At 58.3% G+C, this 25,552-nt stretch carries 27 protein-coding genes and 1 pseudogene; 11 read left to right on the top strand and 17 right to left on the bottom strand.

Translation table 11 applies throughout. The annotated features are described in order from the left end of the window. Window positions 1–52: 52 nt before the first annotated feature. The 9 genes and pseudogenes from V1599_RS04675 (at window position 53) to yjdP (ending at window position 8,725) form a co-directional block, all read left to right on the top strand. The gene (locus tag V1599_RS04675; RefSeq protein WP_395301088.1) at window positions 53–2,524 is read left to right on the top strand and encodes a type VI secretion system Vgr family protein; all 2,472 of its coding nucleotides are present in this window, start codon (window positions 53–55) and stop codon (window positions 2,522–2,524) included. After that, window positions 2,524–3,396 carry a DUF6402 family protein gene (locus V1599_RS04680; protein WP_395301089.1) on the top strand — a complete coding sequence of 291 codons (873 nt, stop codon included), beginning with the start codon at window positions 2,524–2,526 and terminating at the stop codon, window positions 3,394–3,396. The genes V1599_RS04675 and V1599_RS04680 overlap by 1 nt, the downstream gene beginning before the upstream one ends. Continuing rightward, complete coding sequence (locus V1599_RS04685; protein ID WP_395301090.1) at window positions 3,387–3,749, top strand: DUF6201 family protein; 363 nt, start codon at window positions 3,387–3,389, stop codon at window positions 3,747–3,749. The genes V1599_RS04680 and V1599_RS04685 overlap by 10 nt, the downstream gene beginning before the upstream one ends. Window positions 3,750–3,772: 23 nt before the next feature. Next, a pseudogene (locus tag V1599_RS04690) lies at window positions 3,773–4,654 on the top strand (DUF2345 domain-containing protein); the annotation flags it as partial. Window positions 4,655–4,657: 3 nt separating this feature from the next. Then, window positions 4,658–5,485, top strand: a complete 828-nt coding sequence (locus tag V1599_RS04695) for a DUF4123 domain-containing protein (protein ID WP_395301091.1) — start codon at window positions 4,658–4,660, stop codon at window positions 5,483–5,485. 9 nt (window positions 5,486–5,494) lie between these two features. After that, the gene (locus V1599_RS04700; RefSeq protein ID WP_395301092.1) at window positions 5,495–6,007 is read left to right on the top strand and encodes a DUF3304 domain-containing protein; all 513 of its coding nucleotides are present in this window, start codon (window positions 5,495–5,497) and stop codon (window positions 6,005–6,007) included. Continuing rightward, window positions 6,007–6,525 carry a DUF3304 domain-containing protein gene (locus V1599_RS04705; RefSeq protein ID WP_395301093.1) on the top strand — a complete coding sequence of 173 codons (519 nt, stop codon included), beginning with the start codon at window positions 6,007–6,009 and terminating at the stop codon, window positions 6,523–6,525. The genes V1599_RS04700 and V1599_RS04705 overlap by 1 nt, the downstream gene beginning before the upstream one ends. After that, window positions 6,525–8,309, top strand: coding sequence for a hypothetical protein (locus V1599_RS04710; RefSeq protein WP_395301094.1), 1,785 nt, complete (start codon window positions 6,525–6,527; stop codon window positions 8,307–8,309). Before V1599_RS04705 ends, V1599_RS04710 begins: the two co-directional genes overlap by 1 nt. A 95-nt stretch (window positions 8,310–8,404) precedes the next feature. Next, window positions 8,405–8,725, top strand: a complete 321-nt coding sequence (yjdP, locus tag V1599_RS04715) for a DDRRRQL repeat protein YjdP (protein ID WP_395301095.1) — start codon at window positions 8,405–8,407, stop codon at window positions 8,723–8,725. A 57-nt stretch (window positions 8,726–8,782) separates the two neighbouring features. Here the strand turns inward: yjdP and phnP are convergent, their stop codons facing one another. The 16 genes from phnP to V1599_RS04795 all read right to left on the bottom strand — a co-directional run bounded on the left by phnP (window position 8,783) and on the right by V1599_RS04795 (window position 20,496). Then, entirely contained in the window at window positions 8,783–9,541 is a 759-nt protein-coding gene (phnP, locus tag V1599_RS04720; RefSeq protein ID WP_395301096.1) for a phosphonate metabolism protein PhnP, read from the bottom strand. Window positions 9,542–9,550: 9 nt separating this feature from the next. Then, entirely contained in the window at window positions 9,551–9,985 is a 435-nt protein-coding gene (gene phnO / locus V1599_RS04725) for an aminoalkylphosphonate N-acetyltransferase (protein WP_395301097.1), read from the bottom strand. Then, window positions 9,978–10,529, bottom strand: coding sequence for a ribose 1,5-bisphosphokinase (gene phnN / locus V1599_RS04730; RefSeq protein ID WP_395301560.1), 552 nt, complete (start codon window positions 10,527–10,529; stop codon window positions 9,978–9,980). The genes phnO and phnN overlap by 8 nt, the downstream gene beginning before the upstream one ends. Further along, window positions 10,526–11,662, bottom strand: coding sequence for an alpha-D-ribose 1-methylphosphonate 5-triphosphate diphosphatase (phnM, locus tag V1599_RS04735; RefSeq protein WP_395301098.1), 1,137 nt, complete (start codon window positions 11,660–11,662; stop codon window positions 10,526–10,528). Before phnM ends, phnN begins: the two co-directional genes overlap by 4 nt. Continuing rightward, a complete protein-coding gene (gene phnL, locus V1599_RS04740) occupies window positions 11,659–12,339 on the bottom strand; it encodes a phosphonate C-P lyase system protein PhnL (RefSeq protein WP_112013140.1) in 681 nt (226 codons plus the stop codon). Before phnL ends, phnM begins: the two co-directional genes overlap by 4 nt. A 9-nt stretch (window positions 12,340–12,348) precedes the next feature. Then, window positions 12,349–13,104 carry a phosphonate C-P lyase system protein PhnK gene (gene phnK, locus V1599_RS04745; protein ID WP_112013141.1) on the bottom strand — a complete coding sequence of 252 codons (756 nt, stop codon included), beginning with the start codon at window positions 13,102–13,104 and terminating at the stop codon, window positions 12,349–12,351. Further along, complete coding sequence (gene phnJ / locus V1599_RS04750) at window positions 13,101–13,946, bottom strand: alpha-D-ribose 1-methylphosphonate 5-phosphate C-P-lyase PhnJ (protein WP_112013142.1); 846 nt, start codon at window positions 13,944–13,946, stop codon at window positions 13,101–13,103. Before phnJ ends, phnK begins: the two co-directional genes overlap by 4 nt. Beyond that, window positions 13,939–15,003 carry a carbon-phosphorus lyase complex subunit PhnI gene (locus V1599_RS04755; RefSeq protein ID WP_395301099.1) on the bottom strand — a complete coding sequence of 355 codons (1,065 nt, stop codon included), beginning with the start codon at window positions 15,001–15,003 and terminating at the stop codon, window positions 13,939–13,941. The genes phnJ and V1599_RS04755 overlap by 8 nt, the downstream gene beginning before the upstream one ends. Next, a complete protein-coding gene (gene phnH / locus V1599_RS04760; protein WP_112013144.1) occupies window positions 15,003–15,587 on the bottom strand; it encodes a phosphonate C-P lyase system protein PhnH in 585 nt (194 codons plus the stop codon). The genes V1599_RS04755 and phnH overlap by 1 nt, the downstream gene beginning before the upstream one ends. After that, on the bottom strand, window positions 15,584–16,036 hold the full coding sequence (gene phnG / locus V1599_RS04765; RefSeq protein WP_395301100.1) for a phosphonate C-P lyase system protein PhnG: 453 nt from the start codon (window positions 16,034–16,036) through the stop codon (window positions 15,584–15,586). Before phnG ends, phnH begins: the two co-directional genes overlap by 4 nt. Next, window positions 16,037–16,762: a phosphonate metabolism transcriptional regulator PhnF gene (phnF, locus tag V1599_RS04770; RefSeq protein WP_395301101.1), complete on the bottom strand. Its 726-nt coding sequence runs from the start codon at window positions 16,760–16,762 to the stop codon at window positions 16,037–16,039. A gap of 20 nt (window positions 16,763–16,782) precedes the next feature. Then, window positions 16,783–17,562 (bottom strand): phosphonate ABC transporter, permease protein PhnE, encoded by a 780-nt coding sequence (phnE, locus tag V1599_RS04775; protein WP_395301102.1) that lies wholly within the window; start codon window positions 17,560–17,562, stop codon window positions 16,783–16,785. Between the two features lie 115 nt (window positions 17,563–17,677). Beyond that, complete coding sequence (gene phnD / locus V1599_RS04780) at window positions 17,678–18,694, bottom strand: phosphonate ABC transporter substrate-binding protein (RefSeq protein ID WP_112013148.1); 1,017 nt, start codon at window positions 18,692–18,694, stop codon at window positions 17,678–17,680. A 23-nt stretch (window positions 18,695–18,717) separates the two neighbouring features. Beyond that, window positions 18,718–19,506 (bottom strand): phosphonate ABC transporter ATP-binding protein, encoded by a 789-nt coding sequence (gene phnC / locus V1599_RS04785; RefSeq protein ID WP_112013149.1) that lies wholly within the window; start codon window positions 19,504–19,506, stop codon window positions 18,718–18,720. Between the two features lie 136 nt (window positions 19,507–19,642). Further along, the gene (yjdN, locus tag V1599_RS04790; protein WP_112013160.1) at window positions 19,643–20,080 is read right to left on the bottom strand and encodes a VOC family metalloprotein YjdN; all 438 of its coding nucleotides are present in this window, start codon (window positions 20,078–20,080) and stop codon (window positions 19,643–19,645) included. An 80-nt stretch (window positions 20,081–20,160) separates the two neighbouring features. After that, window positions 20,161–20,496: a zinc ribbon domain-containing protein YjdM gene (locus tag V1599_RS04795; RefSeq protein ID WP_112013150.1), complete on the bottom strand. Its 336-nt coding sequence runs from the start codon at window positions 20,494–20,496 to the stop codon at window positions 20,161–20,163. Window positions 20,497–21,079: 583 nt separating this feature from the next. On the opposite strand from V1599_RS04795, the gene crfC reads away from it, so the two are divergent. Further along, the gene (crfC, locus tag V1599_RS04800) at window positions 21,080–23,434 is read left to right on the top strand and encodes a clamp-binding protein CrfC (RefSeq protein WP_395301103.1); all 2,355 of its coding nucleotides are present in this window, start codon (window positions 21,080–21,082) and stop codon (window positions 23,432–23,434) included. Next, entirely contained in the window at window positions 23,431–24,306 is an 876-nt protein-coding gene (locus tag V1599_RS04805; RefSeq protein ID WP_395301104.1) for a diguanylate cyclase regulator RdcB family protein, read from the top strand. Before crfC ends, V1599_RS04805 begins: the two co-directional genes overlap by 4 nt. Before the next feature lie 160 nt (window positions 24,307–24,466). On the opposite strand, the gene kdgT is transcribed toward V1599_RS04805, so the two are convergent. Then, window positions 24,467–25,459 (bottom strand): 2-keto-3-deoxygluconate transporter, encoded by a 993-nt coding sequence (gene kdgT / locus V1599_RS04810; RefSeq protein ID WP_112013153.1) that lies wholly within the window; start codon window positions 25,457–25,459, stop codon window positions 24,467–24,469. Window positions 25,460–25,552 lie beyond the last annotated feature (93 nt).

A 25,552-nucleotide genomic window follows, 5' to 3' on the forward strand; every position in this document is an offset into this window, starting at 1 on the left:
ATGCCCCCATGCAACCATCCTGATTAACCTCAAGTTTAATCAGGTCTTTGTTATGGATAACTGGCTGGCGCTTTTTGACGGACAGACCCGCTACTTTCTGGAAATTAATAACAGTCCGGTAAAGCCGGACGTCCTGCGCTTTCGCGGCAGGGAGGCGCTGAGCGAGCCGTTTAAATGGGACATCGAGTTCACCACGCCGCAGGGCAACCTCGTCCCGGAAGACGTGCTGATGAAATATGCGTCGTTTCGCATGCGCAGCGACAAAACCGTCCACGGCATCGTCACCCGCCTGGAATGGCTCTCCACCACCGCAGACCAGTCTCACTACCGGCTTATGCTCAGCTCCCGCCTGGCCCTGCTGGAGCACACGCGGCAGTGCCGTGTTTTTCAGAACCAGTCGGTGCCGGAGGTGGTGGAGCAGGTGCTGCGCGGCCACGGGCTGGAGGGGCCGGACTTTGCGTTCCGGCTGGAGCGCACCTATCCGCCGCGGGAAATTATCACCCAGTGGCGGGAAACGGACCTGGAATTCATCCGGCGCATTCTGTCCGAGGTGGGCATTTACTGGCGCACGGAGATGGACGACGAGCGCGGTCTGGATACGTACATCTTCGCCGACAGCCAGCTTAACTACCGGTTTGACGTGCGCCTGCCTTACCGCGAGCCATCGGGGCTGTTTGACGGTGCGGCAGAGTCGGTGTGGGACGTGCGGACCTGGCACAGGGTTGTCACGGACACCATCGCCACGCGGGATTACAACTACCGCACCGCCGCCACGCCGATGGATGCGGCGGTCAGCGTGCGTAATGATGCGGTCACTACCGGGGAGCACTACCGCTACGCGGCACCTTATCGTGAGTCTGGCGATGATACCAGCCCGGAGCCGGAAACCGAATCCGGGGCGTTTTATGCGCGAATCCACCACGAGCGGGAGCTGAATAAATCGGCCCGCGTGCACCTGTTCAGCAATGCCTCTGGCCTCGCGCCCGGACAGGTGCTGGAGCCGCAGGGGAACGTCATTGCGGCCCTGAAGGACGGCGTCCTTCTTACGCTCGTGACCTTCCGGGGCGCAAGAGATTTCCGGCTGCACGTGTCGGTCCGGGGCATGCCCTACACCGAACGTTACTGCTTCCGTCCGGCGGAAATCCCGCGCCCTGAAATCCACGGCACCCTGCCTGCCCGGGTCGAGAGCCGGGAGAAGAACGACATTTACGCGCACCTGGACGAGCACGGGCGCTACCGGGTCAGGCTGGACTTCGACCGCGAAGGCACGGAGCAGGGCTTTGGCTACCTGTGGCTGCGGATGGCGAAGCCGACCGCAGGCGATACGCTGGGCTGGCACACGCCGCTTACCGACGGCACCGAAGTGGCGGTTGCCTACAGCAACGGCGATATAGACCTGCCGTACATCGCGTATGCCCTGCACGACTCCGAACACCCTGACCACGTCACCCGCGACAACCACACCCGGAACATCCTCAGAACCCCGGCGAACAACAAGCTGCGGATGGAGGACCGGCGCGGGGAGGAGCACGTTAAACTCGCCACGGAGTACGGCAAAACCCAGTTGAATAGCGGGCACCTGGTGGACGCGCAGGGGCAGCGCCGCGGCACGGGTGCCGAGCTGCGCACCGATGAGCACGGGGTTATCCGCGCCGGGAAGGGGCTGTTTGTCAGCGCGGACGCACAGCCAAAGGCGCAGGGCGAGACCCTGGACATGAGCGCCGCCCTCCAGGAAATCGACCGGCTTAACCAGCAGCTGCAGCAGCTGGAAATGGCGGCAGAACAGGCGCAGGCCCTGAAGGCGGACGTTGACAGCCAGATAGCGATGTTTGCGCAGCGGCTGAAGCCGCTCAATGAAGCGCTGCTGATGTCCGCCCCGGAAGGGATGGCGCTGACCAGCGGGGAGCATCTGCAACTGGCTGCAACCAAAAACGTCGCTATTAACGCCGGAGGGGATATCAGCACTGGCGTCATGGGTAACATGACCGCCCTCGCCGGAGAAAAGCTCGGACTGTTCGCGCGCACCGGGCAGCTGAGCCTGAAGGCCAGTGAGGGCCCGGTGGAGGTGCAGGCGCAGAATGCCAGTATGCGGCTGTTCGCAGAGAAGAAGCTGACGGTGAGTTCGGCGAGCGACATCTCGTTTGCGGGGAAAAAGCGCATCACGCTTATCGGCGGCGGAAGCTACCTGCGCCTGGAGGCCGGAAAAATCGAGTATGGCACGACGGCGATGTATCTGCGCAGGGTGAAAAGGACGATGGCGGCGGGAAGCAGTACCCTCGAACAGGGACCGGTTGAAATGCCCGCGCCATTGCCAAATTTATCATGTGGCCCAAATACGGCATGCTTCAGAGTCATAGATTCCTTGACAGGGTCTGAAGATATGGAGTTTGCATATCAGCTCAGCACATCCACAGGCGCGATCCAGGCAACCACATACTCTTCACTAACGAATGCCGTGAACTCGGATAAAGAGGAGCCGGTAGCGCTCGATTATGTATTCCAGATAAGGGCAGGGACACGTTAATGGCTCAGGCAACGACGACAACATCTGACGATAAAGAAAAACAGGAACAAAAGGTCGAAGTGGAATTTTTTCATATCGACATGATCCCGGATGCTATGGATAAAATGAAATGGCCGGTAGCTGCAGAATTAATGAGGCATTGGTTTAATGCAAAACCAGCGTTGGCTTTTACCGTCAAGTCTAAAGATCAATATCAGAATGGAAAGGCACAGGATATTCCTGATGGTGTAGTCAATTGTGATATTGTAAAAATGACATGGGCCATTCAGTATGAACAAGTAATTAAAGGCATCGAGTTCTTAAGTAATACATGGGATAGCCCAAAAGGTAGAGTGTTGCTAAAAAAGAGGCTTTCCCAAAAAGGTGATTATCTAAAAAATAAGATATCAATTGGTTACACTGATGACATCAGAGAACTGGAAGATACAGCACAAGTTAATGTAACATTAATAGGAAAAAAAACAGATACGATTAATGAGTGGTATGGAGCTATAGGAAATGCAAACTTAAAAGTTTGTGTTCGTGGGAATACTGAAAACCGTAATGAGGGTGCATTCTTTATTGTTGAATCGGTTGGCTATTATTTGAAAGATACATACGACTTTATTGATGATGGATATCCTGAACCCTTAGGTATTTGGAGTAAAGATCGAATTTTAAGTAAGGCGGAATCATCTGTGTATATATCATCTTATTTGTCAGAGTTCTGGGGACATCTGGCCCGCCAATTTTCAGGGTTTGTTCCGGTGTTTAATGAAGATTTCCGAAAATGGCAGGAAAAACATAAAACTGGAGGAGATTACATTGTTTTCTCAGATGTGTACTGGACTGAGCCATTACCTCACAAAAAGGTGATAAAGTTATGGGACTGAAAGCTTTAGGTATTATCGCTATCCTGTTTATGATATGGGTATTTTTGCCATCAACATTGTTCGTGAGTGATCGTGATGAAGTTTTCTCGCATATCAGCCCTGATAAGAAATACACAGCGGTAGTATATAGAACAAAAGTCATGTCACCGTATTCATTTTACAAGTATCTACAAAACGAAAACTACTATTTTATCCTCTATGATGAAAATCAACGTGTTATATTTAAACCATCTATGTTTTATGGTACCTCAGACTTGGGGGCTTCTGATAGTATTGAATATGTTTATAATGAAAAACATTATCTTTTCTACCCTGGACAAAATGGTTACGACTCCTTTGAGTTAAATAAATAACCTTTTGTGCTAGGGGCTGGTGGGTGAAGCTGGACTTCGATCGCGAAGGCACGGAGCCGGGCTGTGGCTGCGGATGGCGAAGCCTGCGCCGGTGCACGCTGGGCTGGCACACGCCGCTCACCGACGGCACCGAAGTGGCGGTTGCCTACCGATGCGGCGACATCGACCTTCTGTACATCGCGTATGTGCTGCACGACTCTGAACACCAGGAGCCCGTCACCCGCGACAATCACACCTGCAACGTTCTGCGCACGCCGGTGAACAACAAGTTGCAGCAACTGGAAATGGCGGCAGAACAGGCGCAGGCGCTGAAGGCGGACGTTGACGGCCAGATACAGATGTTTGCGCAGCGGCTGAAGCCGCTCAACGAGGCGCTGCTGATGTCCGCCCCGGAAGGGATGGCGCTGACCAGCGGGGAGCATCTGCAACTGGCTGCAACCAAAAACGTCGCTATTAACGCCGGAGGGGATATCAGCACTGGCGTCATGGGTAACATGACCGCCCTCGCCGGAGAAAAGCTCGGTCTGTTTGCCCGCACCGGACAACTGAGCCTGAAGGCCAGCGAGGGCCCGGTGGAGGTGCAGGCGCAGAACGGCAATATGAGGCTGTTTGCAGAGAAGAAGCTGACGATAAGCTCGGCGAGCGACATCTCGTTTGCGGGGAAAAAGCGCATCACGCTTATCGGCGGCGGGAGCTACCTGCGGCTGGAGGCGGGAAAAGTCGAGTACGGCACGACGGCGACGTATATGCGTCGGACTAAGAGGACCATGAAAGCCGGACCAGCCACAATGCCGTTAAGCATTCCGCTTCTTCCGGGTCAATATCCACTGCTTAATAGCACAATATGCATTGAGTGTCTCCTCAATGCCATCAAAGCTAACGGCGCTATGGTTCAGGGAGCGTAGTCAATGGATGTCGCAAATATGATGCAGGCGCTATCTGAATCCACTCACACTCATATCTTTCTGATGCTGGAAGGCGGTGCGCAAACACCGGAAGCTTTTCAGGCTTTTTATAACGAACATGTATCGGCTCTGTATTCGCTGTATCTCCATCCGCAGCTTGCTGAGATCAGAAACTATGGCCCCTGGCTGCTCGCGTTAAAAAATACGGAGACGCTACAGCATTATATTGATTCCACACCGGGTTTAACCGCTGTTATCGCCTCTTCACGCACAGGAGAGGCATTAGCCGTTCAGCTTTCTGCGGCATGCACACTTATTTCGCCCGATGGAGCAGCGGCTTTAGTGCGTTTTTATACGCGGGATGTGATGAGTTTGCTGGCAAGCCGTAATGACCGGGAATGGCACAGTATGTTATTCAGAGGTGTTTCACAGTGGTGGGCACCTGAAAAAAATGGATGGCATCCTGTAAATATTCCACCTTCACTGGTAATAAATGCGAGAGACAGCGCCATACGGCTGAATAAAGAAGAATGGCAATACATCTCGGATGAACCGGTTGTCACCAGCGTATTAACCGCCTGGCAAAAATTGCCCTCCAGCCAGCATTTTGCTCCGTGTGTACAAAGAGATATGGTCAAAAAAGCGCTGAACAAAGCCTGCAAGGCGAAAATGAAAGCGGGCACAGAGCAAAAGCTGTATGCCCTTTTTTATCTCAATGGTGGTAAAAAAATTCTGGCGTCAGAGAATATGCAATCTGCATTGGAAAATGTGGCTCAGGGGAAAGTCTCGCTGGAGCAAGCCATAAGAAATAACGTTCAACATCAGGGATGAAAATGCATCATGGGATTTTTCAGCGTGTATAAAAAAATAGATGGTGCGGTTAACCGGGGTTATGCCCGCTGGGGGAAATGGATTTGGGGTGCACTGATACTGCCGGTGGTGATTTATGTTGGCTGGTCGGTGTGGGCTGCGGTCTGGGGGCCACCGTCAGGGCCGGTAACGCTGATTATTCACAGTGAAATTGACAGGCCTATCCTGGGGTTTAGCGTAAATGGCGTGGCGGGGGCGAATGCCTTTGCGCATGGCGGGGGTAAAGCCACCTGCTGCGGCAGTATTAGCGGTGATACTGCCGAAATAATATGGACTCTAAGTACGACGCGAGATCAATACAACGCCGGACTTCGTAAAGAAACTCGTCGTACAGAAATGCCCATGCCAGTACGGAAGCAGGGCGAAAATGATTTACACGTTCATTTTCTGCCGGGCGATAAAGTCCTGTTGGGATGGAGTGATAACGCATGGTCGCCTTATGAAACGCATCAGGAGAATGCTAATAACAGGGAAACAAAATAATGGGATGGTTCGGTAAATATCAAAAAATAGACAGCGCCGTGAATCGCGGTTATGCCCGCTGGGGAAAGTGGCTCTGGGGTGCACTGATACTGCCGGTGGTGATTTATCTTGGCTGGTCGGTATGGGCTGCGGTCTGGGGACCGCCGTCAGGTCCGGTGACGCTGATTATTCACAGTGAAATTGACAGGCCAATAAGAGGGTTTAGCGTAAACGGCGTGGCGGGGGCAAATGCATTTGCTTATGGTGGCGGTGGAGCAACCTGCTGCGGCAGCATTAACGGGAATAAAGCTGAAATTATCTGGACCGTCGATTACACCCTGGCTCAATACAAGGCTGGTGTACGAACAGAAGTTCATCGACTGACAATGCCACTGCCACAACGAAAAAAAGGCGAAAATGATTTACACGTTCATTTTCTGCCGGGCGATAAAGTCCTTTTGGGATGGAGTGATAACGCATGGTCTCCTTATGAAAAACGGCCAGAAGCAGCACACTTAAATACAATGGACAATAACTAATGGATATAGAAAGCCTCATTTCTGCGGCAAACCGGGCACAGCAGGCTGAAGATTACGGCATACACAATTGTTCACGCATCTGGCATGTGGGTTTCTTTTTCGATGGTATTCACAGGAATATTGAACAGGATGCGCCAGAGCAACGACTCAGTAATATTGCTCGTCTGTTCAGAGCTTTTCCTGATGAGCTACAAAATTCGAGTAAAGAATGTTTTTCAAAATTCTACATATCAGGCCTTGGCACACCCTTTAACGAGGATCTTTCTACCAAACTCACTGCATTAATAGATGGCGCCAGAAGTAATGTGCAGGATGATCTCAAATCTCAGCCTGCTGAAATGGCGAAGGAAGCAGGCGGAGAATTATTGAAAGGCGGAAACTGGTATGAAATCCTGAAAAACGAAGGTGCAAAGCTGCTTAAACCCGCAGAGTGGAGAAAACTGGGGAAAAATATAGCAACAAATGTACTTAAAAAAGCCAGCATCGAAGCTACCCCCTGGATTCGTGATAACCCTGCTGTCGCAGATATGCTGGTAACAGGCGTTGATACACGTATCGCCTCGTCGAAAATGCGCTTTGAGCGATTTTATGAGAGGGCAAAATCAGCCAGCCCGGTCCCAATCAAACTGATTTCTGTCTCCCTTTTCGGTTTTGACCTCGGCGCTACCCTGGCACGTAAATTCCTGGACAGTCTGCTGAAAGATATCTGTAAGAAAGAGGGGGATAAATACACCTACCAGGGCATACCCGTTGATATCGTCTTTACCGGCCTGTTTGACTGCTCGCGACGCACGTCGGCCAGCAACAACAACGGCGTGGATTACTTTATCTCTGCGTTTGGCGGGCCGATAAAAGGGATTGGCGTGTTGCTGGGAGACAAGTCCATCGACCAGGACACCCCCTTGCCTGAGTCGGTAAAGAAAAGCCTGCATCTGGTTGCCGCCCATGAAACCCGCGTCTGGCGCTGCCTGTACCGCACCGGCAATAACCCGGCGCACAAGGAAGAACTCTATCCCGGATGCGCGGAGGATATCGGCGGGGGCCTGAAACCGGATGAACAGAAGCCCAGTGCGGAGCTTTGTCGCGTGGCGCTCCACAGGATGTACCGTGAGGCGACCATGGCGGGCGTGCCTTTCCCTGATTTTCAATCGTTAAATGAAAGCAACCCCGTTGTTGCCGAGTATTTCATCGTCCAGGACAACGTTAAAAACCAGTCCGTCCTGGAGTGGGCAGAGGCGTACCAGAGCGCGCTGCCCTTTACTTCATTAAGCACCGCATGCCAGAACCGTCATCTGGACAGCTATATCGACTGGCTGGGCCGTCAGTACTATCAGTACCGAACGGAATGCATGAAATATGAAAAACAGCGCGGCGATGTGCTGGCCTCTGCTGGCGCATCTGCGGGATTTGCAGGCATCACGCAGGAGGCGAAAGAGACCGCCGGGCAGTATGCAAATGAACTGGCCGTATTGCAGCAAAACTGGGGCTGGCTTGATGACGTGAAGGATGCCGCCATCAGGATGCGAAACAGTATGGAACAGGACCCCATGGACAAACGCAGGGATATCGTTCCGAACGTATATGGACCCGCGCTGCGGCGTGCGAAGCGTTTTCTGGAATACTTCCACGCGGCAAACCTCGGTAAACCCCGGCCATTACCCCTGGATACCGCACCGCCAGAAATGTACGCATGGTTTGTACACGACCTGCAGACGGTGGACAAAGGAGCGGGTATCTCACAGGACTTTTTTGCGATCCGCTCAATGGAAATGCCTGAAGCCTGATGAGGGTTGTTCACAACAGAATTTGAGATTCCTCCGCTACCTCAGCTCCCTGCCGTTGATTACCGTGAAGCCAGTCAACCTGCGAGACTGGCTTTATGAAACGTTACTCTACCGCTCTGTTATTTGGCCTGCTGTCGCTCACCAGCCAGCTGGCTCATGCCGATATTGTTGATGATGCCATTGGTAACATCCAGCAGGCGATCAACGATGCCTATAATCCCGGCAGCAGCCGGAGCAATGATGATGACGATCGCTACGATCGCAGCCGTCAAATCGACAGCCGTCAGTACGACGATCGTCGTCGGCAGCTTGAAGACAGACGCCGCCGTCTGGACGAACGTCAGCGCCAGCTGGACGACGATAGGCGGCGTTTAGAGGAAGATGAGCGCAGATTGGAAGACGATTACGATCGTTGAGCACGTGCGGCCTGATGCCCTCACCCCGGCCCTCTCCCACGGGGAGAGGGAGAAAACCTAATCCAGCGCTAATATCATCCCGTCATACCCCGCCTCAATGCCGTTCGGAAGCGGGTTATCCATCATCCACACGTCAAACTGATGGCTGATATGGGTCAGGACCACCTGTGGACAGCCGATCGTCTCGTTTTGCGCAATCACGGTGTTCAAATCACTGTGGTTGCGCGGCGTCTCGTCACGCGGTTCGTGGCTACAGTCGATAATCATTGCCTGCGGGCGGTGGTTAAGCAGGAATTTCACCGTTTTGTCCGGCAGCCCGGCGGTATCGGAGAGCCAGGCCACGCGGCTGTGGGCGCTTTCCAGCAGGTAGCCGAAGGTTAGCTTCGAGTGGTTGAGCGGCAGCGGCGTAACCCGCATCCCCTGAAGTTCAAACGCCACAAACGGCTCGACCGTATGGCTAAAATCCAGAATCCCCGGATGCTTAAACAGGTCGTCACAGCCTGCCTCGTCCGGCGGGCCGTATACCGGGATCGTCGCGCCCACGCCCCAGCGCAGGGGAAACAGCCCCTGCACGTGGTCCATATGGTAGTGGGTGAGTAAAAACTGCTGGAAGCTGCCCGCGGGCCAGTCGTCCATCAGGTGCGGAATGCCCGCGTCCAGCAGGGTCACCGCGTCGTTGAATTTGACCGCCGCGCTGCACGGGCGGCGGCGATAATTTTCCTGCAGGCGCGCCCGGCGGCACGCCGCGCAGTCGCACCCGAAAACCGGCACCAGCTGCGCGCCACCGGTGCCCGTTAGCGTGATCGTCAGACTCATAGCGCACCTCTACAGCGGTTTGGTGAACCTGAAATGGCTCTGCGCGTACCCTTCACGCAGATAAAAACGGTGCGCGTCCACGCGCTTCACGCTGGTGGACAGCTCCGTCAGCTCCGCGCCTGCCTGCCGCGCCGCGTCCTCCGCCCAGGCCAGGAGCTGGCTGCCCACCTTCAGGCCGCGCGCCTGCGGCATGACCACCAGCTCCTGGATCTCGCCGATCCAGCGCGCGTGGTGCAGGTGAAACTGCAGGTGCAGGCCGATCATGCCGACGATCTCGCCGTTCAGCCCGGCGAGCTGATAGCGCATGTTGCGATCCTGAAGGTTGGCGAGGAACCCGGCGCGAAACGCCTCGCGATCGAACTCGGCCTGCTTAAGCTCGCAGATCAGGCCATAGACGACCCGCGCGTCGTCGGCGGTGGCGGGACGAAGTACACACTCAGGCATGCTGTTTTTCCTTCTGGCGGATAAGCGATAAAAAGCGTTCAACCGACTGTAGCAAACTTCCGTCGTTATTGAGGATATGACAGTCCGACGGGGTATAGCGCGCGGCGCGTTCCAGGCGCTGATCGATTTCCCGGGCAGACTCGCGCCCGCGGCTTTGCAGCCTGCTTCGCAGAACATCCGGCGACACTTCGAGACAAACGGGCAGCAGCGCCGCTTCGTAGCGCGCGCGCGCCTGCGGAAGATGCGCCCGCGAGCCGTTGACCAGCACGTCAAAGCCCGCGTGCAGCCACAGGTCGATCTCGATGCCGACGCCATAGTAAAAGCCGTTGGCGTGCCAGCTGAGCGCCAGCAGGTTTTGCCCGGCGCGGGTGAAAAACTCCTGCTCGCTCAGGGCGATATGGTTTTCGCTCCCGGCGTTGGCGGCGCGAGTGATGTAGCGGTGCGCCACCAGCAGCTGCGTATGCTCCTGCTGGCGCAGCGCCGACAGCAGGCTGTCCTTTCCGGAGCCCGAAGGCCCCATTAACCAGATTAATCTTCCCATCAGAACACCCGCTTTCCCTGACGCCAGACGTGGTCGATATGCACGTGATCGCCCCTGCGGTGGGCCAGCACCAGGTCGGCCCGTTTCCCCTCGGCAATCTCGCCGCGATCGTGCAGATTGAGTGCGTTCGCCGGGTTTTTCGTCACCAGGCGAATTGCCTGCGGCAGCGTAAAGCCGTTGCCCTCGTCGTCCGCCACGCGGAACGCCGCGTCCAGCAGGCTCGCCGGATAGTAATCGGACGAGAGAATATCCAGCAGGCCGAGCGAGGCGAGCCTGCTTGCCGCCACGTTGCCTGAGTGCGATCCGCCGCGCACGATATTCGGCGCGCCCATCAGCACGTTCATGCCGTGCTGGCGCGAGGCCTCAGCCGCGTCTAACGTGGTGGGAAATTCGGCGATCACGCTGCCAAGCTGGTGGGATTCGCGCACGTGATCGTGCGTGGCGTCGTCGTGGCTGGCCAGCGCAATGTTGCGGTCGCGGCACATCGCGGCAATCGACAGGCGGTTGGGCTGCGACCAGCGGGCGGCAAGGGCCAGCTGTTCTTCCTCGTAGCGCGCCATCTCCGCGTCGCTAAGGGAATATTTGCCCTGATAGTACTCGCGGTACTTCTCAATGTTGGCGAACTGGCGCTGGCCGGGGGAGTGATCCATCAGGGAGACCAGCGAGACCGGCTCGCGGCTGACCAGCTTTTCAAACAGCGGCAGGGTGGTGTGGTGCGGCAGCTCGCAGCGCAGGTGCAGGCGGTGTTCGGCGCGGTTGAGGCCGCGCTTTTGCGTCTCCTCCACGGCGTTGATCATCTTCTCCAGATTCTCCAGCCGGTCGCCGCCGTCGCGCACGTCGCCAATCGCCACCGCGTCCAGCACGGTGGTAATACCGCTGGCGACCATCAGCGCGTCGTGGCTGCTCATCGCCGAATGGGCGGGCCAGTCCACCTTCGGGCGCGGGGTGAAGAACTTGTCCAGGTTATCGGTATGCAGCTCGATCAGCCCCGGCAGCAGCCAGCCGCCTTCGCCGTCCATCGCCTCGGGGGCGCGGCTTTGGGTTTCGGCAAACGCGCGGATGACGCCGTCATGGATCTCAATCGACCCGCCCACGACCTCGTTTTCCAGCACCAGCCTGACGTTATTGATAATCATGCGTTATTCCCCATCGGGTGCAGCCTGTCCGCCACGCGCTCGCGCACGGCTTCGTCGTGGAAGATCCCGACGATCGCCGCGCCGCGCGCTTTGGCCTGTTCGATCAGCTCAACGACCGCCGCGCTATTTTTGGCGTCCAGCGAGGCGGTGGGTTCATCGAGCAGTAAAATCGGGTAGTCGACGATAAACCCGCGGGCGATGTTGACGCGCTGCTGCTCGCCGCCGGAGAAGGTCGAGGGGGCCAGGTGCCACAGGCGTTCCGGCACGTTCAGGCGCGTCAGCAGGCTGGCGGCTTTGGCGGCGCAGGTCTCGCGCGGCACGCCGAGATCCAGCAACGGCTGCATCACCACGTCCAGGGCGGAGATCCGCGGGATCACCCGCAGGAACTGGCTGACCCAGCCGATCGTCGAGCGGCGCACGTCCAGCACCTTGCGCGCCGGAGCCTGAACCAGATCCACCCACTCGTCGCCGTGGCGGACGTGGATATGGCCCTCATCGGGCAGGTAGTTGGCGTACAGCGAGCGCAGCAGGGTGGATTTGCCGCTGCCGGAGTGGCCGTGCAGCACCACGCATTCGCCCTTGCTCACCTCTAGCGAGGCGTTTTGCAGGACGGGCAGGCGCACGCCGTTTTGCTGATGGAGCACAAAGGTTTTACTGACGTTTTGTACGTGGATCATGTTGGCCTCTTAGTTCTGCAAAACCGACGACACCAGCAGCTGGGTGTACGGATGAAGCGGGTCGTCGAGCACCCGGTCGGTTAACCCACTTTCCACCACCTGGCCCTGCTTCATCACCAGCAGACGGTCCGCCAGCAGGCGGGCAACGCCCAGATCGTGGGTGACAATCACCACCGCAAGGTTCAGCTCTACCACCAGGCCGCGCAGCAGGTCGAGCAGGCGCGCCTGGACGGAGACGTCCAGCCCGCCCGTCGGTTCATCCATAAACACCAGCTTCGGATGCGTCACCAGGTTGCGCGCAATCTGCAATCGCTGCTGCATGCCGCCGGAGAAGGTGGTCGGCAGGTCGTCGATGCGCGAGGCGGGGATCTCCACTTCTTCCAGCCAGTGCCGGGCGGTGTCGCGAATGTTGCCGTAGTGGCGGGCGCCGGTGGCCATTAGCCGTTCGCCGATGTTGCCCCCGGCGGAGACCTGGCGGCGCAGGCCGTCCATCGGGTGCTGATGCACTACGCCCCACTCGGTGCGCAGCAGGCGGCGGCGCTCGGCCTCGCTTATGCCGTAGAGGGAGCGTCCCTGATACAGGATCTCGCCGTTCTGCGGCGCGAGGCGCGCGGAGATGGATTTCAGCAGCGTGGTTTTGCCGGAGCCGGACTCGCCGACGATGCCCAGCACCTCGCCCGGCCACAGCTCGAACGACACGTCGCTAAAGCCTTTGCCCGGCGCGTAAAGGTGGGTCAGGTTATTAACCGAAAGCAGCGGTTTCATTGGCTGTTGGCCTCGCTCTGTTGGCGGCAGTAATCGGTGTCGGAGCAGACGAACATCCGTTTGCCCGTGTCGTCCAGGACCACTTCGTCCAGGTAGCTGTGCGTGGAGCCGCAGATGGCGCACGGTTCGTCCCACGCCTGCACCGTAAACGGGTGGTCGTCAAAATCGAGGCTCTCGACGCGGGTCCAGGGCGGCACGGCGTAGATGCGCTTTTCGCGTCCGGCGCCGAACAGCTGCAGGGCGGGCATCATGTCCATCTTCGGGTTATCGAATTTCGGGATTGGCGACGGGTCCATCACGTAGCGCCCGTTCACCTTCACCGGGTAGGCGTAGGTGGTGGCGATATGGCCGAAGCGGGCGATGTCCTCGTACAGCTTCACCTGCATGATCCCGTACTCCTCCAGCGCGTGCATGGTGCGGGTTTCGGTTTCGCGCGGCTCGATAAAGCGCAGCGGCTCCGGGATCGGCACCTGGAAAATCAAAATCTGATCCTCGACGAGCGGCGTTTCGGGGATGCGGTGGCGGGTCTGGATCAGCGTCGCGTCTTCGGTTTTTTCGGTGGTGTTCACGCCCGTCACGCGGGTGAAGAAGTTGCGGATCGACACCGCGTTGGTGGTGTCGTCCGCGCCCTGGTCAATCACCTTGAGCACGTCCGCTTCGCCGATGACGCTGGCGGTCAGCTGAATGCCGCCGGTGCCCCAGCCGTAGGGCATTGGCATTTCGCGGCCGCCAAACGGCACCTGATAGCCGGGGATCGCCACCGCCTTGAGGATAGCGCGGCGGATCATGCGTTTGGTCTGTTCGTCCAGATAGGCAAAGTTGTAGCCGCTTAAGTTAGCCATTGGCTCGCTCCCGTTGCAGGCGTTTCAGCAGTTCCAGTTCGGCCTGGAAGTCGACGTAGTGCGGCAGCTTGAGGTGCGAGACAAAGCCCGCCGTCTCGACGTTGTCCGCGTGGGCCAGCACGAACTCTTCGTCCTGCGCCGGGCCCGCGACGTGCTCGCCGTAGTCCGGTGCCTGGAGCGCGCGGTCGACCAGCGCCATTGCCATCGCCTTGCGCTCGCTCATGCCGAACGTCAGGCCGTAGCCGCGGGTAAAGTGCGGGTCTTCCTTCTCCGGCGCGACGAAGCCGTTCACCATTTCGCACTCGGTGACCAGCAGTTCGCCGACGTTCACCGCAAAACCCAGCTCTTCCGGCACGATTTCCACGTCGATGTAGCCGCTGCGGATTTCCGCGGCAAACGGGTGGTTACGCCCGTAGCCGCGCTGGGTGGAGTAAGCCAGCGCCAGCAGGTAGCCCTCGTCGCCGCGCATCAGCTGCTGCAGGCGCGACGAGCGCGAGCACGGGTAGACCGGCGGCGTGCGGGTGATGTCGTCCGGCGTGCTGCCTGAATCTTCTTCCGCTTTCGCCAGCCCCTGATTTGCCAGCAGGCTAAAGACGTGCGGAGAGGCGTCCTGTTCGGCGTCGGAGGCGCTGAGCGGCGGGGCGTCACCGTTCGCCATCAGGGTGAAGTCCAGCAGGCGGTGGGTGTAGTCGTAGGTCGGGCCAAGCAGCTGGCCGCCGGGAATGTCTTTGTAGATCGCCGATATGCGGCGCTCAAGGCGCATGTCGGCGGTGTTAACCGGCTCGCTCACCGCCAGCTTCGCCAGCGTGGTGCGATACGCGCGCAGCAGGAAGATCGCTTCGACGTTATCGCCGCTGGCCTGCTTGAGCGCCAGCGCCGCCAGCTCGCGGTCGGCGATGCCGCCTTCGGTCATCACGCGATCGACGGCGAGGTTAAGCTGCTGTTCGATCTGCGCGACGCTCAGCTCGGGGAGCCGTTCATCGCCCCGGCGTCTGTTTTCCTGCAGCGCGTGGGCGGCGGCAATCGCCTTCTCGCCCCCTTTAACGGCGACGTACATCAGCACACCTCCACGTGGGTGGTTCTTGGGATGGCCAGCAGGCGTTCGCCGCAGGTCAGGACCAGGTCAATGCCGAGCGGGAACGGGTGCGGGCGCTCGGTCAGCTCATGAATGATGCACTCCGGCAGCTGCGGCGCGACCATGCGTTCGTCGGCGATGCCCGCGCCGGTCAGGCGCAGCATGCGGCCGCCGCTCAGGCTGGAGACCTGCAAAATCAGCGTGGCGCTGGTTTCTGGGGCAACGGCAGTGCCTTCGCTTAGGGCGTTGAGCTGCTCGCGGCTAATCTGCTCGTCGGCGACGGCAAACAGCGCCTGCTGGGGCTGCTCGACCAGCGGCGCGCTGGTGTGAAAGCGCAGGTTCTGGCGGGCGATATCGTTCGCCATCGCGCCGGAGAGCCACACCGGGGTGTCGTTATCGGCCAGCGTCAGCAGCACGCTGGTGGTGGCGACGTTCAGCGGCAGCCAGCCCTGCGGGAGCGGGTGCAGCGAGACGATGACGCCCGGCTCGCTCATGGCCTTCAGCAGGCGGCGAAAACTCTGTTGGGCATCCTGGACGGCCAGGGTAAAAGCGGGTTGAAGCGTCATGCGTTGTCTCCGCGAACGAGCGTAAAGAAGTCGACCCGGCTGGCGTTCACCTCGGCCTGACGCGCGGCAATGCGCGCGGCGCGGTCGGCTTCCAGCGGGGCGATCAGGGTTTCCATCAGTGTCTGAAAATGGGGCTGTTCCTGCAGCAGGGCGTCGATCGCCGCGCAGCGCTCGGCGTGCGCTTTGTCCCGGCCCAGCACGTAGCCGTAGCCCAGCGTGCCGCTGCTCAGGCGAACCACCGCGCGGGTCAAGGTGGCATCGCCCGCGAAGAAGCGTTCGCCGGTGCCGCCCATGCGGGCCTGCAGCTGGACGAGGCCGATCTCCGGCGCGCGGATCGTTTCGTAATCCGGCGTCAGGCTAAGCGCGTTCATCCGCGCCAGCAGGGCGGCGGGCTGGCTGTGGGCCAGGGCGCGCATCCAGCGCTGTCGGGTGGAGGTATCGAAGTGCATTCAGTGCTCCATCGTAAATTCAATCATGTCGGCGCGGGTCAGGCTGACGGAGTATTCCGTGGCGTTGATCTCGCCGTCGCGGTGGTTGAGGGTGCGTACGCAGAGCAGGGGCGCCATGTTGGGGATTTCCAGCACCTTGCTCTCTTTGGCCTGCGCGCGGCGGGCGCTGATGCGGGTCTGGGTACGTTTTAGCGCAATGCCCGTGGCGTCCTGCAGGAAGTCGTGCAGGGAGCCGCTGGCGAAGCGCTGCAGCACCGGCCAGAGGCTGAGGTCCGCGAAGTAGTGGTCGATCTGGCACACCGCCACGCCGTTCACCCGGCGCAGGGTGCGCAGGTGGGCAACGTTCTCGCCTTCGGCAATCCCCAGCGCGTCGGCAACGTGGCTGGAGGCGGGGCGCAGCACCGACAGCAGCTTTTCGCTGGTGGGATGGCTGCCCTGGTCGAGCAGGTTCTGGCTAAAGCGCGCCTGGGCGTTGAGCGGGTAGTCGAACGGGCGCATCAGCACCAGCACGCCGATGCCCTGGCGGCGCTGCACCCAGCCGCGCTCGACCAGCTGATCGATGGCGCGGCGCAGGGTGTGTCGGTTTACCTCATAGCGATCCGCAAGCTGCTGCTCGGCGGGGAGGTAGTCGCCGCAGCGGTAGTGGGTGCGCAGCTCAACTTCGAGCTTCGCCGCGATCTCTTGCCAGCGGGTGGGGAAACTGGTCGGATGTCTGGATAAGTGCATAGCAATCAAAGCCTCGCTGCTTAGATGAAGTGCTTACGCAAGCGTTGAGAGAGAAAATCCAGCAGGCTAACGGTGACGATGATAAGCACCATCAGGGCGCAGGTTTGCTGGAACTGGAATCCGCGAATCGCTTCCCACAGGGTGACGCCAATCCCGCCCGCGCCGACCATGCCGACGACGGTTGCCGAGCGAACGTTGGACTCAAAGCGGTAGAGCGAGTAGGAGATCAAAAGCGGCATCACCTGCGGCAGCACGCCGTAGAGGATCTCTTCGATTTTGTTGGCCCCGGTGGCGCGGATGCCTTCGACCGGGCCGGGCTCGATGGCTTCCACCGCCTCGGAGAGCAGCTTGGAGAGCACGCCGGTGGTGTGGATGAACAGCGCCATCACGCCCGCAAACGGGCCAAGGCCCACGGCGACCACGAACAGCATGGCGAAGACCATTTCGTTGATGGCGCGGCAGGCATCCATCAGGCGGCGCATCGGCTGATAAATCCACCACGGCACGATGTTTTCGGCGCTCATCAGGCCAAACGGAATGGAGAGCACGACGGCGAGCGCGGTGCCCCAGACGGCGATTTGCAGGGTGACCGCCATTTCGCCGAGGTAGTTCTGCCACTGGCTGAAGTCCGGCGGGAAGAAGTCGGCGGCGAAGGTCGCCATGTTGCCAGCGTCTTTGACCAGCAGCAGCGGGTCCATTTCCGCGCCCTTCCAGGAGATGACGAGTACCGCCAGCAGAATGGCCCAGCTGACGAGCGAGAACCAGCTGCGCTTCGGCGGTGGGACGGTGATGGTTTGCATGGTAACTCCTTTTGGGTTTAGTCCCCTCACCCCGACCCTCTCCCCAAAGGGGCGAGGGGGTTCAAATTCCCTCTCCCCTTTGGGGAGAGGGTTAGGGTGAGGGGTAGAAAAGAAACTACTGCACCGCTTTATTCACGCTGGTCATGGCGCTCAGGGCGGCGGTCAGGCGGTCGAGGTCTTCAAGCTGAGCCTGAATTTCAGCGACTTTGCTGGTCTTCTCCTCTTCCTTGAGCCCTTTGTTGTCCTTGACGCCCTGCATCTGCTTAAAGAGCGCGAGCTGACGAATCGGCACCAGCTGCAGGTCGCTTGACGGGCGGAACGGCGCCCAGCCGAGCTTCTCCAGCACCGCCTTCTCTTCCGGCGTTTTGCCGTAGCTCATAAAGAACTCGTACACCTTGTCCTTGGTGCTTTCAGAGAGGTTTTTGCGCCAGACGATGGGGTCGCCCGGGATCAGCGGCGATTTCCAGATCACCTTCAGTTCTTTCAGCTTGTCCGGCGCGGAGGTTTTCAGCTTGTCGAGGTTTTCGGTGTTGTTGGTCGCCACGTCTACCTGCTTGTTGGCGACGGCCAGGGCGTTGGTTTCGTGGCTGGCGTTCACCGTGCGCTTGAAGTCGCTGGCGGAGGCGTTGTTTTTGGCGAAGACGTAGTAGCCAGGGACGAGGAAGCCGGAGGTGGAGTTCGGGTCGCCGTTGCCAAACGTCAGATCCTTGCGTTTGGCGAGCATGTCGTTGAGGTTGTTGATCGGGCTGTCTTTGTTGACGATCAGCACGCTCCAGTAGCCCGGGGAGCCGTCCGCCGCAACGGTCTGGGCGAAGACCTGGCCGTTGGCGCGGTCTACCGCTTCCATCGCCGACAGGTTGCCGTACCAGGCGATGTCCACCTTGTTAAAGCGCATCCCCTGGATAATGCCCGCGTAGTCCGGGGCGAAGAAGGCATTCACTTTGATGCCGAGCCTGGTTTCCATATCCTTCAGGAACGGTTCCCACTGCGGCTTCAGGTTTTGCTGTGATTCCGTCGAAATAATGCCGAAGTTCAGCGCTTTTTCCTGCTCCTCGGCGTAGGCCGGGCTGAGCAGAGTGCTGATGCTGAACATGCTGGTGAAAGCCAGCGCGGCAACCGTTTTATAGCTCATTTCCATTCCTCGTAGTGGGGCCGTTAAGCAGCCTGCGCGTTCTCTTCGACGCGATTCATGCTGCGGTAGAGATGGTCAAAACGTTCGTTATCAAACTGATGGCTTGCGCCGTCGAAGAACACGTGCCCCTGTCGCAGCGCGACGATGCGCTCGCAGTAGCGCAGGGCGTAATCCACCTGGTGCAGCGTGACGACGACGGTGATGCCGTCGTTCTGGTTGATGTCGCGCAGTGTCTCCATCACGATGCGCGCCGACTCCGGGTCCAGCGAGGCGATGGGTTCGTCGGCCAGAATCACTTTGGCTTTTTGCATCAGCGCGCGGGCAATCGCCACGCGCTGCTGCTGCCCGCCGGACAGGGTAGAGACGCGCTGGTGGGCGAAATGCGCCATGCCGACGCGGGTCAGCGCCCGTAAGGCTTCCTGCTTCTGGGAAGGGGAAAACCAGCGCAGGCAGGTGCGCCAGAACGGGGTGCTGCCGAGCGCGCCAACCAGCACGTTTTCCAGCACCGTCAGGCGGTTCACCAGGTTGAACTGCTGGAAGATGTAGCCCGTCTGGGCGCGGCTTTTGCGGATGTCGCGCGCCAGGCGGCCCGCGCGCTGCACGGTGTTGCCCAGCAGCTCGACGTGGCTTTCAGGCGTGTTATCGCAGGTAATCAGGCCGCTCAGGTGGCGCAGCAGGGTGGATTTACCCGAGCCGGAAGGCCCCAGCAATGCCACCATTTCGCCCTGCTGGACGGTCAGATCAACGGCATGCAGCGCCTTGCTGTGGTGGAACGTTTTGCTCAGTTTCTCGACGCGGATAACGGTTTGCATGTGCGGGGCCTCACGAAAAATGTGGCCCCATGCTGGCGCATCAATGTGACATTTGGGTTAAGTGTTGGTTGCGAAAAGTTGAAGAGTTGAGGCGGGTTTGATGACAGGCGGAGGCGGACCGCCCACCGCCCGACGATCAGTGCTGCTGCTTAACGACGTTTATCATCCACGGCACGCCGTATTTATCGGTGACTTTACCGAAACCGTGCGCCCAGAAGGTCTCCTGCCAGGCCATTTCGACGTTGCCGCCCGCGGCCAGCGCATCGAACCAGCGTTTGCCTTCCGTGACGTCCTGGGTATCAAGGACCAGCGTAAACCCTGCGTACTGAGCCTGGCTGCCGGGCGGTAGCCCGTCGCTCATCATGATATCGCTGCCGGCAATACGGACGTTGGAGTGGGCGATAGCGGAGTCCGGAAACTGCATGCCGGACGGACAGCCTTCTTCGCCATGGTCGTCTTTGGGCATTTCGCCGAAGGTGATTTTGTAGAGGAGTTCTGCGCCGAGCGACTGCTGGTAAAAGGCGCTGGCCTCGGCGCAGTTACCGGCGAAAGAGATGTAGGGACTTAACGGCATAATCATTACCTCAGGTAAGAGAAGCCCGTTAAGTTTAGTTCCCGCGTGCCCGGTAAGCGAAGCGCCACCGGGCAGGAAAATCAGTTCTTTTTCACAAACTCAGATTTGAGCTTCATTGGGCCAAAACCGTCGATTTTGCAATCGATGTTGTGGTCGCCTTCGACCAGGCGGATGTTCTTCACCTTGGTGCCGATTTTCAGCATCGACGAGCTGCCTTTGACCTTCAGGTCTTTTACCACGGTGACGCTGTCGCCGTCGGCCAGCAGGTTGCCGTTCGCGTCTTTGACGATCGGCGCGTCGCTGTCCTGAGCGGGCTCTGCATCGTTCCATTCATGCGCGCATTCCGGGCAGATGAACATGCCGTTATCTTCGTAGGTGTATTCAGAATTGCATTTCGGGCAGTGTGGGAGTTGCATGGTGATATCCTCAAAAGTGCTTAACACGCTGGAAAGTGCCAGCTAAATGACGGCAGGATGCCGAAAAAGGCGGCAAGTATAGCGCAAATCCCACACCTTTGTCGGTGATATTGCGCGTAAGCAAAGCGAACTGAAAACGTTGCGGGTATTCACGGCGTTTAGCCGGGCTAATGCCATTCATCTCATGGATAGAAATATTACTTATTATATCGAATATTTTATTGCAGCAAATTGCTACGCCCTTCCATTTCGGATAAGGTTAAGCAACTCGCGGCTATTTACCCTCATCCTTTGATGCCCTGCACGTTGTTGCGGCGGTAAATCACCTCTCATTTTTGGTGGGTAAATATCACGGATATATCCTGAAGTTTCTTGAAAATGGACGACGCACTCATCCCTTTGGTTTCCCGGCCAAGGGACGTATTACGCGTATTACACGGGTATTGGTTTATTTCTTATAGCCATCAGATGGTTATATTAATGAACGTGTTTTCCAGACGTGATCATATAAGCCCAGACAGCATAATTAAAACAACGCGGCTTAATAAAAGTAATAAATTTGCGTTAAGGGATGGCTTTTATCATGCACACACAGACTATTTTTGAATTAAGCCAGGAAGCTGAACGTTTGTTACAGCTCGCCTTGCAGAATCTTGATACGTTGAAATCCATGCCAACGGCCATGCTGGACGGTGCGGCCGCTGCGATTACGGGTGAAGTGAACAATGTTTTGCCGCTGCATTTCAGCGCGCGCGGCGTGGAGGCTCAGCAGGCCACGCTCAATAATGAATTACGCAAAATAACCCGGCTTGAAATGGTGCTGGCGATCGTCGGCACCATGAAGGCGGGTAAATCCACCACCATTAATGCCATCGTGGGGACGGAGGTGTTGCCGAACCGCAACCGGCCAATGACGGCACTCCCTACGCTTATCCGCCATACGCCGGGGCAAAAAGAGCCGGTACTGCATTTCTCCCATTCCTCGCCGATCGACACCTTAATACGCCAGCTGCAGCGCGCGCTGAGCGACGGCGATCGCGGCAGGCTGGCCCAGCGTCTGGAAATGGATAAAGACATGAATACGCTGCTGGAGCGTATAGAAAAAGGCGAAGCGTTCGAGAAGCACCACCTTGGCGCGGAGCCAATATTCAACTGCCTGAAAAGCCTAAACGATCTGGTGCGGCTTTCTCAGGCGCTCGGCGTTGACTTTCCGTTTACCGAATACGCGGCGATTGAAAATATTCCGGTGATTGAGGTGGAGTTTGTCCACCTGGCGGGGCTGGATGCCCATCTTGGGCAGTTGACGCTGCTGGACACGCCCGGGCCGAACGAGGCCGGGCAGCCGCACCTGCAAAAAATGCTTAGCGAGCAGCTGGCCCGCGCCTCGGCGGTGCTGGCGGTAATGGATTATACCCAGCTTAAATCGATTTCCGACGAGGAGGTCCGCCAGGCAATCTCTGCCGCGGGGAAATCGGTCCCGCTTTATGCGCTGGTCAATAAGTTCGATCAGAAAGATCGCAACAGCGACGATGAGGAGCAGGTGCGGGCGATGATCTCCGGTACGTTAATGAAGGGGAATATTTCGCCGGGGCAGATCTACCCCGTCTCCTCAATGTGGGCGTATTTGGCCAATCGCGCCCGCTATGAGTTAACGACCCACGGGCGGCTTCCCGACCACCAGACGCAGCGCTGGGTCCAGGATTTTGCCGAGGCGGCGCTGGGACGCCGCTGGCGTACCGCCGATCTGGATGATATCGACCACATTCGCCATGCCGCCGATCTTCTGTGGGAAGACTCGCTCTTCGAGCAGCCCATCCGCAAGCTGATCTACGCCGCGTACGCCAATGCGTCGCTGTTTGCCCTGCGCTCCGCGTCGCATAAGCTGCTTAACTACGCGCAAAACGCCCGCGAGTATCTCGATTTTCGCTATCAGGGCCTGACGGTCGCTTTTGACGAGCTGGAGCGGAATATTGTTCGCCTTGAAGACGATATGGCGATGCTGGAGACGCGCCAGCGCGCGGTCAGCGACGAAGTGGCGCATGAGGTCGAACAGGCGCTCCTTAGCACCGGTGAGTTTATTTCGCGTCAGCATAGCGCGCTGCACCAGGCGATTGTCCCGGTGTTCAGCCGCGAGCATATCCTGGCGCTGGCGGGCGTGGATCCGCTCAGTATGCCCGGCGCGCAAGCCGATGAGGCAACGCAGCTGGTTCTGGAGGACGAAGGGCAGGCGCAAATTGTGCTGAGCAAAATCCGCTCCTTATGCGAAACGATTGTGCTGGACGCGCAGAGCAAAATTAGCCGCGAGCTGGCGCTGCGCTTTGACCAGCTTGAAACGACGCTGGCGCGATCGCTGAACGAGGCGATGCGGCCGATTAAGGCGCGCATTAACGCAGAGCTCTGCGATGCCGGGTTTCGGGCGCGGATTAGCTTCCCGGCGTTTCAGGCGAATCAGCTGAACTTCAATTCGCGGATGCTGTTTAACGATGCTATCGCGGCGGATAACCGCACGGTGGGACAGCCTTCGGGCGCGGTAAGCGTGCGGGAAACGGTGTCGCGCTGGCTGAATAATCCGGGCTGGGGGTGGGAAGAGTACGTGGTGGCGCGCACCCGATATGTTATCGACGTTGGCCAGCTGCGGGACAAATTTAAGCGGCATATCGATCAGTTTTGTGAACAAATTGGTAAAGCTTTAGCGGCGCAGGTCGATGTCTCTGTTACGGCGGGTATGGCAACGTTCTTCTCAGAATTTTCACTATGCCTGACCGGGTTACAGGAAAGCTTGCGTGATAGCCTCGCAGTTCGTCAGCAAAATGAGCGCGCTACGCGGGCGCTCGGCCAGCTGCTAAAACACAGCCTTACCGCTGCGACGTGGATTCAGGAAGATACCCGACTGTTACGTGATGATATTCAAACCCTATTCGCAGCAGAGCAACCATGACAACACGGCTACTGGACGGTCCCGGGCGGACGCTGGAGTGTATTCATCCTAAATTTATGGTCGATCTGGTTCAGGGGGGAGATGCGCTGCGTCATACCCGCCAGGGCCCGCAGCAGCTGCAGTTTCGCGAACGGTTAACGCAGGAAATTATGACTCATACGCGGCTGCGGCCGTGGTCAATGACCGGTATGCTCAACGAAAATGCGGCATTGCGCTTAGGTTTGGCTGAAAAGCTGGCGAGCATGCTTGACCCTGGCCATCTGGCGCTAACGCGGATGACCGAAAAATTGCAGTCCGTGCGCCAGCAGGCCAGCCTGCGCACGCCGCTGTCTCCCGGCCTGATGCAGCAATATGACGATCTTGCCTCCCATTTCAGGCAGCGCGCCGTCTATAAAGAAAAGGCGCTGACGCAGCGCGGGCTAACGGTGCAGGCGGGGGAACACAGCGAGCAGATTTTTACCCGCTGGCGCGCCGGGCAGTATGACGGCTGGTCGCTGGCCGGGCGCTGCTATATTGCGCTTGAAGAGCTGCGCTGGGGGGCGTTTGGCGATGCCTGCCGCCTGGCAAATGATGATGTCGCGGCGATGCTTATGGATGACCTGCGCGGCATGGCGGCAAACTACCTTGCGCAGGGGATCAACGCCGCGCCCTCCACTCGCCACTTTTATCACCAGTGGCTGACGACCCCCGCCTCACCGGCGCTGGTGGATCATAAAGATATGCTGGGCTGGCTGGGGGACTGGTGTCAGGCGGACAGCCATCCGGTGAGCTGGTCGGTGACGCAGAACTGGCAGACGGTCGCGCTGGGGATGCCGAGGCTCTGTTCCGCGAAGCGGCTGGTTGATGCGATGGTAGAAGAGATTTTTGGCTGAGTTCACTTGAGATAATGCTTTACCCCTCACCCTAACCCTCTCCCCGGAGGGGAGAGGGAATAGTCAGGTGCGGTTTTCGCCCATATCCCAGAGGAGACTTCCCGGTGCGGTTTTTCCCCTCGCCCCTTTGGGGAGAGGGCCAGGGTGAGGGGGAAACGCCTCAATTCTGCACTTCAACCGGCTGTGCTTTGGTTTGCGCTTCCGGCGCGCTCCCGAAGCGTTTGGCATAAAGCGCGGTAATGATTGGCACCAGAATTGCCGTCACGATAACGCTGGCGGCAACCAGCGCCGTGGCGGATGCGGCAACCGGTTCAAACGCCGGGTTAATCTGGGCGATGATCACCGGGTTCGCGACGGCTGCGCCCGCGGCTGAAGAGGCGGCAACGCCCGCCGTGCCGTTTCCTCCCCCAATCACGCGGTCGGCGATAATCAGCGGGATACCGGTGATGACGATCACCGCAACGCCCAGCGCAATGCCCAGCAGGCCGGTATCCAGGATCACGTTCAGGTTAATCGTATTCCCCAGCGCGAAGCCGAAGAACGGGATCAGGACCGGCGTGGCTTTGCTGAAGAAATCGCGCAGGTCGCGATCGAGATTGCCTAGCGCAAAACCGATCAGGAAGGGCAGAATGGCGCCGATAAAGTGGTGAGGTTCGAACGACGCCAGGCCAGCGGAGCCCAGAATCAGCATGGTCATCAGCGGGCCGGATTCCAGAGACATCAGCACAAACGCGCCCGACTCTTCCTTCGTGCCGTACTGGTTCATCAGGCTGGCATAAAGACCACCGTTGGTCATATCCATTGCGGAGACGATGGCCAGCACGGAGAGCCCGGCGAAAAAGCCGGTTTGAATGCCGTTCTCAGGAATAAACAGCGCACAGATCATGGCGACAATCCAGGCTACCGCTATTTTGGTGATAACCAGCGTGCCGGATTTACGTAATACGGTTCCCGTTGCCCGTAAATTAATGGAAGCACCGATACAAAAAAACCATACCGCCAGGATGGGGACCGTTCCGGTAATCATTCCCTTAGTGAACCCGCCGAAATAGGCGCCGGTATTTGGTGCGACGGTATTTAGAATGGCGCCAAGCACCAGAGGAACCAGCATCATTCCGCCGGGGATACGTTCTATCGCGGCTTTAATCTTCATGTTTAACCCTCAAATCTTATCCCGCGTCGCTGGCGGAGAAGTCAAAAATTGTCCATGTAATTCAATGAACTGAACGCATTCCGCGCTCGGAAC

The organism is Enterobacter sp. ECC-175 (genome assembly GCF_043968675.1).
GTDB lineage: Bacteria > Pseudomonadota > Gammaproteobacteria > Enterobacterales > Enterobacteriaceae > Enterobacter.

Coding starts and splice junctions, on each gene's coding strand:
- phnE (WP_395301102.1), bottom strand. CDS start 17,562: ATGCAAACCATCACCGTCCCACCGCCGAAGCGCAGCTGGTTCTCGCTC.
- phnP (WP_395301096.1), bottom strand. CDS start 9,541: ATGAGTCTGACGATCACGCTAACGGGCACCGGTGGCGCGCAGCTGGTG.
- phnM (WP_395301098.1), bottom strand. CDS start 11,662: ATGATTATCAATAACGTCAGGCTGGTGCTGGAAAACGAGGTCGTGGGC.
- V1599_RS04680 (WP_395301089.1), top strand. CDS start 2,524: ATGGCTCAGGCAACGACGACAACATCTGACGATAAAGAAAAACAGGAA.
- phnC (WP_112013149.1), bottom strand. CDS start 19,506: ATGCAAACCGTTATCCGCGTCGAGAAACTGAGCAAAACGTTCCACCAC.
- phnD (WP_112013148.1), bottom strand. CDS start 18,694: ATGAGCTATAAAACGGTTGCCGCGCTGGCTTTCACCAGCATGTTCAGC.
- phnO (WP_395301097.1), bottom strand. CDS start 9,985: ATGCCTGAGTGTGTACTTCGTCCCGCCACCGCCGACGACGCGCGGGTC.
- yjdP (WP_395301095.1), top strand. CDS start 8,405: ATGAAACGTTACTCTACCGCTCTGTTATTTGGCCTGCTGTCGCTCACC.
- phnG (WP_395301100.1), bottom strand. CDS start 16,036: ATGCACTTCGATACCTCCACCCGACAGCGCTGGATGCGCGCCCTGGCC.
- kdgT (WP_112013153.1), bottom strand. CDS start 25,459: ATGAAGATTAAAGCCGCGATAGAACGTATCCCCGGCGGAATGATGCTG.
- phnH (WP_112013144.1), bottom strand. CDS start 15,587: ATGACGCTTCAACCCGCTTTTACCCTGGCCGTCCAGGATGCCCAACAG.
- yjdN (WP_112013160.1), bottom strand. CDS start 20,080: ATGCCGTTAAGTCCCTACATCTCTTTCGCCGGTAACTGCGCCGAGGCC.
- phnJ (WP_112013142.1), bottom strand. CDS start 13,946: ATGGCTAACTTAAGCGGCTACAACTTTGCCTATCTGGACGAACAGACC.
- phnK (WP_112013141.1), bottom strand. CDS start 13,104: ATGAAACCGCTGCTTTCGGTTAATAACCTGACCCACCTTTACGCGCCG.
- V1599_RS04795 (WP_112013150.1), bottom strand. CDS start 20,496: ATGCAACTCCCACACTGCCCGAAATGCAATTCTGAATACACCTACGAA.
- V1599_RS04805 (WP_395301104.1), top strand. CDS start 23,431: ATGACAACACGGCTACTGGACGGTCCCGGGCGGACGCTGGAGTGTATT.
- V1599_RS04695 (WP_395301091.1), top strand. CDS start 4,658: ATGGATGTCGCAAATATGATGCAGGCGCTATCTGAATCCACTCACACT.
- phnL (WP_112013140.1), bottom strand. CDS start 12,339: ATGATCCACGTACAAAACGTCAGTAAAACCTTTGTGCTCCATCAGCAA.
- V1599_RS04685 (WP_395301090.1), top strand. CDS start 3,387: ATGGGACTGAAAGCTTTAGGTATTATCGCTATCCTGTTTATGATATGG.
- crfC (WP_395301103.1), top strand. CDS start 21,080: ATGCACACACAGACTATTTTTGAATTAAGCCAGGAAGCTGAACGTTTG.
- V1599_RS04675 (WP_395301088.1), top strand. CDS start 53: ATGGATAACTGGCTGGCGCTTTTTGACGGACAGACCCGCTACTTTCTG.
- V1599_RS04755 (WP_395301099.1), bottom strand. CDS start 15,003: ATGTACGTCGCCGTTAAAGGGGGCGAGAAGGCGATTGCCGCCGCCCAC.
- V1599_RS04705 (WP_395301093.1), top strand. CDS start 6,007: ATGGGATGGTTCGGTAAATATCAAAAAATAGACAGCGCCGTGAATCGC.
- V1599_RS04710 (WP_395301094.1), top strand. CDS start 6,525: ATGGATATAGAAAGCCTCATTTCTGCGGCAAACCGGGCACAGCAGGCT.
- V1599_RS04700 (WP_395301092.1), top strand. CDS start 5,495: ATGGGATTTTTCAGCGTGTATAAAAAAATAGATGGTGCGGTTAACCGG.
- phnF (WP_395301101.1), bottom strand. CDS start 16,762: ATGCACTTATCCAGACATCCGACCAGTTTCCCCACCCGCTGGCAAGAG.